This window comes from Paenibacillus marinisediminis (assembly GCF_054343325.1).
The window spans coordinates 113,776-126,432 of the sequence record NZ_JBTGUH010000009.1 but is presented as its reverse complement, the minus strand read 5'-3'; the positions used below and the strand labels follow the sequence as shown (position 1 = coordinate 126,432).

The window sequence follows — 12,657 nt, the reverse complement described above, 5'->3', positions numbered from 1 at the left end:
TAATCATATGGTAAGAATCAATTACTGTCAATCCTTTTAAAGAAAGAGTATGAATTTATATGATTCTAAAAAACAATTATTCAAAAACAATAGGGTTAATGGTAGGAGCTATATTACTACTACTTTGTATGGGGATAAGTATTGTATGCGGATATGCAGATACGTCCATTCAAACGACATTTGAATCCTTTACACAGTTTAATAATTCTAATGAGCACCTTATTATTCAAAATGTTCGTATTCCAAGAGCACTCATCGCTACTTGTGTCGGTGCATCCTTAGCTATTACAGGCGTGCTAATGCAGACATTAACGAAGAATCCTTTAGCATCACCAGGCATATTAGGAATTAATGCTGGAGCTGGCTTCGCGGTCGTTTTCTCTATGATTTTCTTCCATGTTTCCAATTTGCAATCCTTTGCATGGATCGCCTTTTTAGGAGCTGCAATAGCTGCTTTATCTGTTTATGGTATTAGCGCAGCAGGACGAGATGCAGTAACGCCATTGAAAATAACTTTAGCAGGGTCTGCGATCGGTGCATTATTTGCTTCCTTTACCCAAGGATTACTTGCAACTAACGAAGCAGAACTCCAACAAGTATTGTTTTGGTTAGCGGGTTCCGTACAAGGGAGAAAGATTGAAATTCTGTTATCTGTACTACCTTATTTAGTCATTGGATGGATTGCCGCTCTGCTCATCTCTTCTAAAATGAATATTCTTGCTCTTGGGGACGATGTAGCGAGAGGTCTAGGATTACCACTAGGATTGATGAAGTTGATGGTAGGTCTTATTGTCATTATATTAGCAGGTGGGTCAGTTGCAATAGCTGGTCCAATAGGGTTTGTCGGAATTGTGGTACCCCATTTTGCGCGAAAGTTTGTTGGAACAGATCATCGTTGGCTAATCCCAATGGCTGCTCTATTAGGCGGCATTCTTTTACTGTTAGCCGATGTGGGAGCACGCTATATCATTATGCCTCAAGAAGTACCAGTAGGAGTAATGACAGCCATGATTGGTACTCCATTCTTTATTTACCTTGCGCGAACAGGTGGAAAAAAATAATGAAACAGTTAAGAACAATACGCTTACTACAAAATAAAATATCGTTTTTACTTGATGCAAACGCTTCTAAAAAACTCACTTTTATTGGCATCATTACACTAGCTGTCTTTTTCATTAGTGCATCATTTGGTGATTCATTTATTAATCCTCTAACGGTGATCCGAACCTTGTTCGGCAAAGGCTCTGAGTTTGATCAACTCATTATTGTTGAATTCCGAATGCCTAGAATTTTTATTGCTGCTTTCGCTGGAATGGCTTTAGCAGTGGCGGGAGCTATATTACAAGGAATAATTAAAAATCCACTAGCTTCCCCCGATATTATCGGTATTTCTGCCGGTGGCGGAGCTGCGGTCGTTGGTTTTTTAGCCATCTTTAGTGATTCCAATCATTCCTTAACCGTTAGTATTGAATGGTTACCCCTTGCTGGTTTTATCGGAGCAACCTTCGTTGGAGTCATTGTTTACCTATTTGCTTGGAAGGATGGTGTAACACCCACTCGTCTTGTATTAATCGGTATGGGAGTTTCTGCATTTATGCAAGCCATAACGACGATGCTGATGGTTATCGGTCCTATCTATCAAGCAAGTGAAGCCAATAAGTGGATTACAGGGAGCGTTAAAAGTGCCGATTGGAAACAAGTTCAAATTATAGTTCCAGTGATCATAGTTCTTCTAGTTATAGCGTTTTTTAGTACTCGTCAGTTAAATGTCCAAGAATTGGGCGATGATACAGCTGCTAGTTTAGGACAATCGGTACAAAAAACTCGTTTATTTTTATTACTCTTGAGTTCAAGTCTAGTAGCTAGTGCTGTTTCTTTTGCAGGAGCAATTGGCTTTGTGGGCTTGATGGCACCGCATATTGCGAGACGCATTGTAGGGCCTTCATTCGGTGTTCTAATTCCGACATCTGCCGCGATTGGTGCTTTACTAGTCATGATTGCAGATATTATTGGACGCACTGTATTCAGCCCTTTAGAAGTACCAGCTGGTGTGTTTACGGCTGCCATTGGTGCTCCTTATTTCATCTATTTATTATTTAGAAACCCTAGAAAATAAAGGAGTTAGATGGCATGACTATAACTTTAGAAACCAAATCACTTACACTAAATTATGGTGATTCCAATATCATTGAAAACCTAAATTTATCTATCCCGATGAATGAAATAACTGTGCTGATTGGCGCTAATGGTTGTGGAAAATCTACACTTTTACGCTCAATTGCTCGATTATTAAAACCTAAGAACGGCTCTGTATTATTAGATGGTCAAGATATTTTTAAATTATCTACTAAACAAGTAGCAAAAAAACTTTCTATTCTTCCTCAATCACCAGTAGCACCAGAGGGATTAACCGTACTGCAGCTTGTTAAACAAGGTCGCTATCCTCATCAAAGCTGGCGCAAGCAATGGACAGAGAAAGATGAAGAGGTAGTGTTAAACGCATTAAAAGCAACGGGTGTTGATCATTTACAGGATAAACCGGTGGATGAGCTTTCAGGTGGTCAACGTCAACGCGCTTGGATTGCCATGACCCTTGCACAGGATACAGATATTATTTTATTAGATGAACCCACTACCTATTTAGATCTAACACATCAAATAGAAGTTTTAGATTTACTATTTGAATTAAATCAGAAGCAACAGCGAACAATTGTTATGGTGCTGCATGATATTAATTTGGCATGTCGGTATGCTGATCATATTATAACTGTTCGAGATCGAGGCGTCTTTCAAGAAGGAAGGCCTGAACAAATCATGACAACTACATTAGTCAAGCATGTCTTTGATCTAGAATGTCAAATGACGACTGACCCTATTTTTGGAACACCATTATGTATTCCTTATGGAAAAGGACGTAAAATCTCTTAAGTGAACTAGCCACTTCAAGTATTATTCAGAGGAATAGCTCCTGTATGATATAATTCATGATTAACAGCTAATTCTGTGGAAGGAGAATGTTATGTTTGATCTGAATGATTGCATCGGATTTATTACGAATACGGCTTCCAAAAAAATAAGTGATGAGTTTAACAACAGAATAGAGAACAGCGGCGTGACTCGGGTACAGTGGATGGCTCTATTTTTCATCGGTGAACGGGATGGCATTATCCAAAAGGAATTGTCCCAGAAAATGAACGTGCAGGAATCGTCGGTTGCTAGGCTCATCGATCGCATGGAAAAAGAGAATCTGTGCTTGAGAATTAGGGATGCTGAAGACAGAAGGATTGTTAGAGTTCACTTGACACCCCTAGGTGAAGAGCTGCGAGCAAAGCTGCTCCCTATTGGTCAAGCTTTTCATGATGACGCTACTCGAGGCATCTCACAGGAGGAATTGGCTGTATTTGAAGGGGTGCTCCATAAAATGGTTCGAAATCTATCGAATAAACAATGAACGAAGTTGACAATATTCATACGAAGTGATACTTTAAACATAGATACTTTACATAGCAACCATTGCAGTGTAAAGTTTCTTTTATGCTAATAAAGTGAAACATTTCACAACCGAAAGGGAGAGATGAAGATGAAGAAAGATGTTAGACAAATGTTGAGTGATTTTACAAGCGGACTGGCTACCCTGTCTGAAACCAATAGTGAACACGTAGGCGCGTTTATGAATTTGCTAGGAACCACTTATGCAGAGGGAGCTCTCGATACCAAAACGAAAGAACTGATCAGTATTGGAGTTGCCGCTTACAACCGTTGCGAGTACTGTATCGTGTTTCACGTTTACAAAGCTCTTGAAGCTGGTGCAACACGAGAGCAGATCATCGAAGCTGCGATGGTGGCAGTAGCGTTTGGCGGAGGTCCGAGCATGGCATATTCAGTGACCCTGCTTAAGGACTCTATCGACGAATTTGAGAAGGACTTCAAATAACGACCACAAGAGTTTCTATGCCGAATTGGGAGGTCTGCTTTCACAAGCAGGCCTCACGGGCATTAACCTAGATGAACTAAAGGGGGCGTCTCTCTTGGAGATTAAACTCGAACAGCTCTCCGGACATGCGAAGACATCGAAGATTGGGAAAATGAATGTATCAGTTGGAGATAAAGTTGAGATTGGACAACAGTTACTGCAATTAGAAAGTAAGAAGGGAAACACCCCTTTCAAATCGAAATACGCAGGCACAATCGATGAGATTATGGTTTCAGAAGGTCAGGAGATTGGGATTGGTCAGGTGTTGTTTAAAATGACTACCCAACAAAGTGAGGCTGCTAAGCCTAAATTGGACTATTTTGCTGGGCTGCTTCATGGCAAGAAGGAACAGGTGGAGGCCGATCTTCTTGTGATTGGTGCAGGACCTGGAGGATATGTAGCCGCTATCTATGCAGCGAAGCATGGCCTGAAGACCGTTATTGTAGAGAAGCAGCAGCTTGGCGGGACCTGTCTCAACGTGGGCTGCATTCCTACCAAAGCCTTAATCCGATCTTCAGAAGTATTCCACAACTTCAAGCATGCAGAAGAGTTCGGAATTTCCGTTGAACATATACAGATGGACATGGCTAAGGTCATCGAACAAAAGGATAAAATCAAAGATACGCTTGTTTCGGGAATCGACTACCTGATGGAGAAGAACGAGGTAAGAGTGATCCGAGGAAGTGCATCCTTTATAGACAGCAAGCAGGTACTGGTCAAGAACGGGAAAGACGAATATACCATTCAAGCGACCAATACGATAATTGCAACGGGTTCTAAGATCTCCAATATTAATCTGCCAGGTATTGAACACGATTTTGTCTTGAATAGTACATCGGCGCTGCAGCATAAGGAGAATATGCAATCGATCACCATCATTGGCGGCGGTGTAATTGGTATGGAATTTGCCTTTATCTACTCCAACTTCGGGATCCAGGTCAATGTGATCGAATACTGTGACCGCCTCTTGACTATGGTGGATGAGGACGTTTCGGAAGAAATCCGACAGATAGCCGTTGAACGAGGAATTGGAGTTCATACCGGAGCCAAAGTGACGAGAATCGAAAAGGACCAGAACGGCCATGCAGTCGTCATGTTTGAAAAAGATGGCGCAGAGATGTTTATGACAAGTGAAAAAGTTCTAGTCGCCATTGGAAGAGAACCAAGCCTGGAAGGACTGGATATCGATAAAGCTGGCGTTGCGCTAAATGAAAATAGAAAAGGGATTGCCGTTAATGAACATTTGCAGACATCTGTAGATCATATCTATGCTATTGGCGATGTCACCAACCGCATTCAGTTGGCTCACGTTGCTTCCCATGAAGGAACAGCAGCTATTGATCATATATTAGGGACACCTTCGAGCTTAAATTACGATATGGTACCAAACGTGATCTTCACTTCACCTGAGATCGCATCCGTTGGACTGACAGAACAACAAGCGCTGCGTCAACAGATGAATATTACGATCAGCAAATTCCCTTTCCAAGCTAACGGAAAAGCTCTGACGATGAGAGAAGGAAAAGGATTTGTCAAATTAATCAAAAATATTGACAACGGTAAGATCGTCGGTGCTTCCATTATCGGTCCTGAGGCTTCCGCTCTGATCAGTACACTTACTGTCATCATCAATAACGGGATCTCAGAGGAAGACATTATTCATACGATATTTGCTCATCCCACAACAGGTGAAGCCATTCATGAAGCGGCATTAGGCTTAGGTATTGGAGCGCTTCATTATCATGAATAAGATCGTAATATCTCAGGAATACGATCCTTATTTCAATCTCGCTCTGGAAGAGGAGCTGTTCCGAGACGCACGTCCCGGTGAAGTGACGCTATATCTATGGCAAAATGAAAAAACAGTCGTGATCGGTAGAAATCAGAATCCGTATATCGAGTGTGATATCGAGCAAATCAAGCGATATGGCGGCAAGATTGCCAGACGAATATCGGGTGGGGGAGCAGTCTACCACGATCTAGGTAATCTAAACTTCACATTTGTATGTAAGAAGGAACAAGAAGATCTGACGAAGCAAATAGCAGTGCTCCAGAAAGCTGTCGAACGCTTTGGACTTCAAGTTGAACGGTCCGGAAGAAACGATATGACACATGAAGGTAAGAAGTTCTCCGGCCATGCCTTCTATGAAGAAGACGGGAATGCATTTCATCATGGAACGATGATGGTAGACGTGGACTTGACGATGCTTGCTAAAGTACTGAAACCATCCAAGCTCAAGCTGGAATCCAAAGGAATCACCTCGGTCAAGAGCCGGGTCGTCAATCTGAAGGAGCTGAACGATGACATCTCTATCTCCAGCCTTTCCGAAGCGCTGATCGATAGCTTTAAAGAAATTTACGGTGAACACTCCTTCTTAGTAAAGTATAGCCGACAAGAGAAATCGCCTGACTTTATTCAGAGATATATGGATGATAGATGGATTTATGGAGAGAGTCCTGTATATAATGCGACTCTTGAGAAGAGGACTTCAATAGGCAACATTCAGGCCTTTTTCCAAGTTGAACATGGGCGTGTAAAAGAATTGAAGATTTTTTCCGATAGCGTCTCTATTTTGGATTTTCGTGCAATTGAAAGCCGTTTTATAGGAATGGACTTTAATGAGGTAATGGAAAAAGATTTGCTGACTCTTACTCTGTAAGAGCGGCGGCTGAATCGATATCGACGACTAGATAGATCGTAACCTTCTCAGGGGCGGTCTATTTTTTTGTTTGGGTATTTAGGAAGAGCATCATAGTGGCGCTTTTCCTTGCTTAATGCAGGACATGCGTCCAACCATGTCGAATAATAGGTCAAAAGTAGGAAGAGTTGGCTACTGAAGCCGATATTATTGTTGGATATAACCTTGAAGAGTGAAGAGTAAATGACGAAGGAGACACAACATGGCTAGAACTTACTACGCTGAAGGAAGGCAAATTGCATATATTCTGCGAGGTATATTTATAATCGGTGGACTTGCTCTGTACTTCAATATACCAGGACTGCACTGGGGCTTCTTCTTTGGAATCTTAATAGGCTCTGTACTCATAGCTGAAATCATTGGGGCTATTTGGACAAGGAAAAGACGTAAGGATAAGAGAAATAGGAGATCAGTTGCAAGCAAATCAGGAAAAACGCAATCAAGACGATCGTCAAAAGGACGCAGATCAGATGAAATCATCTTATCAAGCAGATTAAGTGATTTGTCTGGAGCTGAGTTTGAAAGGTTACTCGCCTTATATTTCCGCGATCAAGGATATGTTGTTAATGAGGTTGGGGTTGGAGGCAATGATGGCGGCGTTGATTTGGTCATTATCGATAAACGTGGCGAGAAGACTGCTGTACAAGCTAAGTGCTATGCCGATCATAATATGGTCCCAGTTCAGACAGTACGAGAGCTGGTGGCTGCGAAAAGGAACCATGACTGTATCCTATCTTTGCTTATTACGACTTCAGACTTAACAACTCCAGCTAAGAAGGAAGCTGAGCAGTTCAAGGTGGAATACTGGCATGGAGGACTCATTGAGCAGAAGCTAAAGGCGTGGAGCAAGTGGCAACCAAGTAAGAAACCACGTTCTAGTAAGAAGAGTGAAGCCGCAGCTAAGTCTGTGGTTGCAAAAGCTAAAAAGGAAGTCGCAGCTACAAGGATAGTGGCATGCAAGTGTGGTGCTCCTATGGTACGAAGAAAGAATAAGCAAGGTGACGAATTCCTTGGTTGCAGTAATTTTCCGAAATGTCGTAATACAAGAGCCTTATAAAATAGATAATGATATAAGGGAGGAAACGTACTATGGCAATACCCGACTTTCAATCCATCATGCTCCCCTTCCTAAAGCAAGTCAGCGACCAACAAGAGCATAAGCATCGTGAAACTATTGATATGTTGGCGAAGCATTTCCAACTAACCAGTGAAGAAGTAGATGAGAAACTGCCAAGTGGTCGTCAAACGATATTTGATAATCGCGTAGGCTGGTCCCGTACCTATTTAATGAAAGCAGGACTGATTGAAGACCCACGCCGTGGTTATTGCAAGATAACGGCAAAGGGAATTGATGTCTTAAACTCAAATCCTAGTATTATCAATGTCACATACCTCCGTCAGTTTCCCGAATTCATGGAATTCCATACTGCCAAGACTAATGGTGATCAACAGCCAGATGATCAACAAGATATTATTTCGGAACAACGTACACCTGGTGAGAATCTTGAATACAGTTATCTAGTTTATTCGCAAAGAGCTTGCTCTCGATCTTTTACAGCGATTAAAAGCGGGAAGTCCTCAGTTCTTTGAGAAGGCAGTCGTAGAGTTACTTGTTAGGATGGGATATGGAGGATCTATGTCCGATGCAGGAAAAGCCGTAGGTAAAAGTGGTGACGGTGGTATTGATGGAATTATTAAAGAAGATCGATTGGGCTTGGACGTAATATACATACAGGCAAAGCGCTGGGAAGGTGTAGTAGGGAGGCCAGAAATTCAGAAGTTTGTTGGTGCGTTGCAGGGACAGAAATCTCGAAAAGGCGTATTCATCACGACATCCAGCTTTACAAAAGAAGCAAGAGAATACGTAACTTACATCGATAATAAGGTTGTGTTGATTGACGGTGATCAACTTACCCAGCTTATGATCGATTACAACCTTGGGGTGTCAACGGTCGCTATATATGAAGAAAAGAAAATAGATCTTGATTATTTCTCGGAGGAATAACCTAAGCTATTGAACGATGATATCCTAAACACTTTTTTGAAAATACGTTATCCTAGCATCTAAACTGTGGAATTGTCGAGGCTCGAAACTGTGAAACTAATGGTGGACTTGCATTTTTTGATTATAATCTGCAAGGATTATTATCTTTATATCTGATTAACTGTTATCAGAGGGGAGGGAAACGAGATGACATGGTTTGAAAGAATGAATAAAGCGCTCGACTATATCGAGGATAACCTCTGTGCGGATATTGATATGACACAAGCCGCAAGGATTGCTTGCTGTTCCAACTCCAATTTTCAGAGAGTGTTTTCAATAGTAGCGGATGTTTCCATATCCGAGTATATCAGACGAAGAAAGATGACTCTTGCTGCTTTTGAGTTGCAGAATAGTAACATTAAGATTGTTGACCTTGCGCTAAAGTATGGTTATGACTCTCCGGAAGCTTTTACACGAGCCTTTAACAATATTCATGGGACAACGCCGTCGTCAGCACGCGATAATGGCGTAGTTCTCACAGCCTATCCTCGAATCTCTTTCCTACTAACAGTTAGAGGAGCTGTTCCTATGAATTACAGAATTGAATCAAAAGAAGCATTTATTGTTTATGGTGTCGAAAGTATCATGACCGCTGATAACGGCGAAAATTTCCGCTCCATACCGAAACTTTGGCAAGAGGCACATAGTGACGGCAGAATCGACAAACTTATCAAATCTACGAATATGCTTACAGAGGCACCGAACAATTTGTGTTTGGTCAATGCTATTTGTGATTACCGTTCGGTTGAAGGCGATAATACGTTTCCTTATATGCTATTCGCCTACAAAACAAGTAAAAGCCAAGCGGAGGGATATAAGGAAGTGACTGTTCCAGCCGCAACATGGGCGATCTTCAGAACTGAAAATCATATAGTGGAAGGAACAAGCAATGCTATTCAAAGTCTTATCAAACGAGTATACACCGAATGGCTGCCGACTGCCGATTATGAGAAGATTGACGGCTATGAATTGGAACTGTATTATGGCTGCGGTAGCATATGCTGGAGCGAAATATGGCTAAGGGTCAAACCAAAGAAATAGTTAACTAATAAGGAATATGATAAGAATGTTCCACATTAAAATTAGCAACTCTACTTTGTTGAGAAATAACGTTATCTAATTTATCAACCACGATTTAGAAAATTGCCATCAATTCTATCAACTCAACACATGTGGAGTCGGTTATATTGATGGTACGAAAATGAGATGTGGCAGGTTCGCTTAAATGTTCTGCTATTTATTTTAAGGACTTAAGCTAATAGAACGAGAAAATCGACCCATTAGAAGCTAATGTTAGCATTTGATGGGTTAGCCTTTGTGTTGGTCCCAAATGGAGAATCACGTGAATAAAAGGAGAACAGTTTATGCGGTTTTATTTCGACACTTCATCGTTAAGAAAAAAATCAAAAAAAATAGCTTCTTATAGTCAAAATAGAATATATACATCTAGTCTTACGATGTTCGAATTAATATCAGGGATTTCGCTAGATGATTACGATACAAGAAAGATTACAATAAAAAACATTATGGATTCAAATATATTTATAGATTGGGATAGTTATAAGATGAAGATGCACAAAGCATTTCGAATTCCATTTAATGATGTTGAGGGAAAGTTGATTAGAGAAATGGCAGAATGTATTGCAGATAGTCAGTCGTTTGAAGAGGTTATGTCGAAGAAAATATACATTTCAGAGAGCGAATATTTTACATTGGAGAGTTTTCAAAGCTTAGATTCGGATCTATCTCTGGCTGGAATTGATGAATCCATGAAGGGGATTAGTGAATGGCGACAGGAACTAACGAAAAATCATCGAAAAGATATAGACCAAGAACTTTTTGGAGATGAAACATTATGCTCTTATGTTAGTATGTTAGCAGAGGTTCAATTTATTAATTTTTTCGAAGATATTTCACAAACAAAACGGCCTAGCGCAGAGTACTTCAAAGCGTTAGAAAAATATGATAAGAGTTTAGATAAATATTTTTTTTGCTCGCAATTACATTTCTCGCTGTCACAACTAAACGGAATGCAGTGCGCAAAAAATGATACGATAGACATACTCCATACATTGTTTATGTCGAGAGATGATGTAATAGTGTCAGATGATAAATTATTTAAGAAGTTGGGAGAATGGTGCAAATGTTTAGTTTGCTATAATTCGGATGAGTTTTTCGCGTTAGGGGGGCATTCTCAAATGTGAGGGGGGATTTCATGTTCCTATTACTCATCCAAACATGGTAGAGTTGGTCATATTAATAGTTGGCAGATGAGATGTGGTATGTTCGCTTTAGGCGGATGGATTAATGCTTCAAGCTCGTGGAATTCTATATATTGTTAGCGATGGAGCAGAAAAAAGCTCCATTTACAAGGTCATTTATCGAAGAAGCATATAGTGAGAGTTGCTTATGCTTTTTTAGTTTATATAAATACCTGAGAGAGTGTAATGTCTTTAGGTGGCACCATCATTTCGAGAAGAACTAGGCTAATTAGAAGAAGTGTCTTTATGATTGAATTTAAATTAAGGCTGGCGTTATTCGACTGTATTCAACATTAGAATGTGATATCATAAAAAGAGCTGTGTAAAATTATGTTGTATTTTAGAATCAGTTACTTCGTAATGGGGAGCTATAAGCAAAAATATAATGGGAAGTGCGACTATGAAAACAAACTTACAGCAGAAGTTGGAAAGTTATGGGGAAAAATATTGGAACTTTGAGAAAATTAAAAGAGATGGAATTCATAAAATAGCTAGCTATCCTGCAATGATGGTTGCCCCAATGCAACATAAATTGATTGAGGATATTATCACTATGGAAGGAAATATATCTAATATATTTGACCCCTTTCATGGTTCAGGCACTACGCTAGTAGAAGGGAATCGTTTTGGGCTGGATTTGATTGGAATTGATATAAATCCACTCGCTAACTTAATTACAAAAGTCAAGCTACAAGGAATTAATAAAGATACTATTTACAATTGTAATGAGGAGCTCTTTTTAAATATAAAGAAATACAAAGAAGAAGGTGTAGAAGTACACTCTTTTGAAAAAATTGATAAGTGGTTTAGAAAAGATGTGATATGTGATTTATCGGTTATTAGAAAAAGTATTATTGAAGAAAAAGATAAGAGAAATAGAGAGTATTACTGGACATGTATGTGCGACCTTATCAGAAAATATAGCAATACAAGAAGTTCAACGTTTAAATTGCATATTAAAGAAGAAGGCAAAATCGAAAAGATGGAAAACAATGCAATTAATGATTTTGTTAATTCTGTAGAGGCTAATATTAACTCTTTTGAATCAGAAAAGTCAAACAACACGTTGTTAGTACAAGGGGATTCATTGGAGGAAATGATAAAAATGGAGCCTGAAAGTATTGATTTTATTTGTACGTCCCCTCCATATGGTGATAACGGGACTACAGTGACATATGGGCAGTTTTCTATATTAAGTTTGCTTTGGATAGATCAGAAAGATTTAAATATATCCAATGACCAATTAATGAGGAATTTTTCGGCTATTGACACCTTAAGTCTAGGAGGGAGAATAGATCCGAGTATTTCCAAGTCTGAGTTCATTCCATCGGTGACTCTAGTCAATATTCTTAAAGGAATTAGTATAGATAAGCAAAAGAAAATCAAGAACTTCTTCAATGATTACTTTAATGCAATATGCAATATGATACGTGTTCTTAAGTCGGGACATTTAATGGTATTGACATTAGGAAATAGGAGAGTTGATGACAAGGAGATAAAGTTAGATGAAATTACTAAAGAGTTCTGTATTAATAACGGCTTAGAATTGGAGGCCGAGCTTGTGAGGAATATTTCTCGAAAGAGGATGCCCGCTAGAGTTTCTCATGTAAATAACATAGGCCCAGTCCAGTCTATGAATGCTGAAACAGTACTGATACTTAGAAAAGGAGGGAAGTAAAG

Annotated in this window: 13 protein-coding genes; all 13 read left to right on the top strand. The window is 39.8% G+C overall.

Annotated elements, in window-relative coordinates:
• The first annotated feature begins 59 nt into the window (after positions 1-59).
• The 13 genes from ACXX53_RS18270 (at position 60) to ACXX53_RS18210 (ending at position 12,655) form a co-directional block, all read left to right on the top strand.
• Positions 60-1,061, top strand: a complete 1,002-nt coding sequence (locus ACXX53_RS18270; RefSeq protein ID WP_458570121.1) for a FecCD family ABC transporter permease — start codon at positions 60-62, stop codon at positions 1,059-1,061.
• Positions 1,061-2,116, top strand: a complete 1,056-nt coding sequence (locus ACXX53_RS18265) for a FecCD family ABC transporter permease (protein WP_458570120.1) — start codon at positions 1,061-1,063, stop codon at positions 2,114-2,116. Before ACXX53_RS18270 ends, ACXX53_RS18265 begins: the two co-directional genes overlap by 1 nt.
• A gap of 14 nt (positions 2,117-2,130) precedes the next feature.
• A complete protein-coding gene (locus ACXX53_RS18260) occupies positions 2,131-2,928 on the top strand; it encodes an ABC transporter ATP-binding protein (RefSeq protein WP_458570119.1) in 798 nt (265 codons plus the stop codon).
• Positions 2,929-3,019: 91 nt separating this feature from the next.
• Complete coding sequence (locus tag ACXX53_RS18255) at positions 3,020-3,451, top strand: MarR family winged helix-turn-helix transcriptional regulator (RefSeq protein WP_458570118.1); 432 nt, start codon at positions 3,020-3,022, stop codon at positions 3,449-3,451.
• Positions 3,452-3,580: 129 nt separating this feature from the next.
• Entirely contained in the window at positions 3,581-3,934 is a 354-nt protein-coding gene (locus ACXX53_RS18250) for a carboxymuconolactone decarboxylase family protein (protein ID WP_458570117.1), read from the top strand.
• A 94-nt stretch (positions 3,935-4,028) separates the two neighbouring features.
• A complete protein-coding gene (gene lpdA / locus ACXX53_RS18245; protein ID WP_458570116.1) occupies positions 4,029-5,723 on the top strand; it encodes a dihydrolipoyl dehydrogenase in 1,695 nt (564 codons plus the stop codon).
• Positions 5,716-6,633: a lipoate--protein ligase gene (locus ACXX53_RS18240; RefSeq protein ID WP_458570115.1), complete on the top strand. Its 918-nt coding sequence runs from the start codon at positions 5,716-5,718 to the stop codon at positions 6,631-6,633. Before lpdA ends, ACXX53_RS18240 begins: the two co-directional genes overlap by 8 nt.
• 241 nt (positions 6,634-6,874) lie before the next feature.
• Positions 6,875-7,729 (top strand): restriction endonuclease, encoded by an 855-nt coding sequence (locus ACXX53_RS18235; RefSeq protein WP_458570114.1) that lies wholly within the window; start codon positions 6,875-6,877, stop codon positions 7,727-7,729.
• A gap of 32 nt (positions 7,730-7,761) precedes the next feature.
• Positions 7,762-8,262: a winged helix-turn-helix domain-containing protein gene (locus ACXX53_RS18230; RefSeq protein ID WP_458570113.1), complete on the top strand. Its 501-nt coding sequence runs from the start codon at positions 7,762-7,764 to the stop codon at positions 8,260-8,262.
• Between the two features lie 28 nt (positions 8,263-8,290).
• Positions 8,291-8,677, top strand: a complete 387-nt coding sequence (locus tag ACXX53_RS18225) for a restriction endonuclease (protein WP_458570112.1) — start codon at positions 8,291-8,293, stop codon at positions 8,675-8,677.
• A gap of 186 nt (positions 8,678-8,863) precedes the next feature.
• Positions 8,864-9,757, top strand: coding sequence for an AraC family transcriptional regulator (locus ACXX53_RS18220; RefSeq protein WP_458570111.1), 894 nt, complete (start codon positions 8,864-8,866; stop codon positions 9,755-9,757).
• A 323-nt stretch (positions 9,758-10,080) separates the two neighbouring features.
• On the top strand, positions 10,081-10,920 hold the full coding sequence (locus ACXX53_RS18215) for a hypothetical protein (RefSeq protein ID WP_458570110.1): 840 nt from the start codon (positions 10,081-10,083) through the stop codon (positions 10,918-10,920).
• A gap of 457 nt (positions 10,921-11,377) precedes the next feature.
• A complete protein-coding gene (locus tag ACXX53_RS18210; protein ID WP_458570109.1) occupies positions 11,378-12,655 on the top strand; it encodes a DNA methyltransferase in 1,278 nt (425 codons plus the stop codon).
• Positions 12,656-12,657 lie beyond the last annotated feature (2 nt).

Excerpts from the sequence above, each read along its gene's own strand:
- ACXX53_RS18220 (WP_458570111.1), top strand. The coding sequence starts at position 8,864 with ATGACATGGTTTGAAAGAATGAATAAAGCGCTCGACTATATCGAGGAT.
- ACXX53_RS18210 (WP_458570109.1), top strand. The coding sequence starts at position 11,378 with ATGAAAACAAACTTACAGCAGAAGTTGGAAAGTTATGGGGAAAAATAT.
- ACXX53_RS18255 (WP_458570118.1), top strand. The coding sequence starts at position 3,020 with ATGTTTGATCTGAATGATTGCATCGGATTTATTACGAATACGGCTTCC.
- ACXX53_RS18240 (WP_458570115.1), top strand. The coding sequence starts at position 5,716 with ATGAATAAGATCGTAATATCTCAGGAATACGATCCTTATTTCAATCTC.
- ACXX53_RS18225 (WP_458570112.1), top strand. The coding sequence starts at position 8,291 with ATGGGATATGGAGGATCTATGTCCGATGCAGGAAAAGCCGTAGGTAAA.
- ACXX53_RS18270 (WP_458570121.1), top strand. The coding sequence starts at position 60 with ATGATTCTAAAAAACAATTATTCAAAAACAATAGGGTTAATGGTAGGA.
- ACXX53_RS18230 (WP_458570113.1), top strand. The coding sequence starts at position 7,762 with ATGGCAATACCCGACTTTCAATCCATCATGCTCCCCTTCCTAAAGCAA.
- ACXX53_RS18265 (WP_458570120.1), top strand. The coding sequence starts at position 1,061 with ATGAAACAGTTAAGAACAATACGCTTACTACAAAATAAAATATCGTTT.
- ACXX53_RS18215 (WP_458570110.1), top strand. The coding sequence starts at position 10,081 with ATGCGGTTTTATTTCGACACTTCATCGTTAAGAAAAAAATCAAAAAAA.
- ACXX53_RS18250 (WP_458570117.1), top strand. The coding sequence starts at position 3,581 with ATGAAGAAAGATGTTAGACAAATGTTGAGTGATTTTACAAGCGGACTG.
- ACXX53_RS18260 (WP_458570119.1), top strand. The coding sequence starts at position 2,131 with ATGACTATAACTTTAGAAACCAAATCACTTACACTAAATTATGGTGAT.
- ACXX53_RS18235 (WP_458570114.1), top strand. The coding sequence starts at position 6,875 with ATGGCTAGAACTTACTACGCTGAAGGAAGGCAAATTGCATATATTCTG.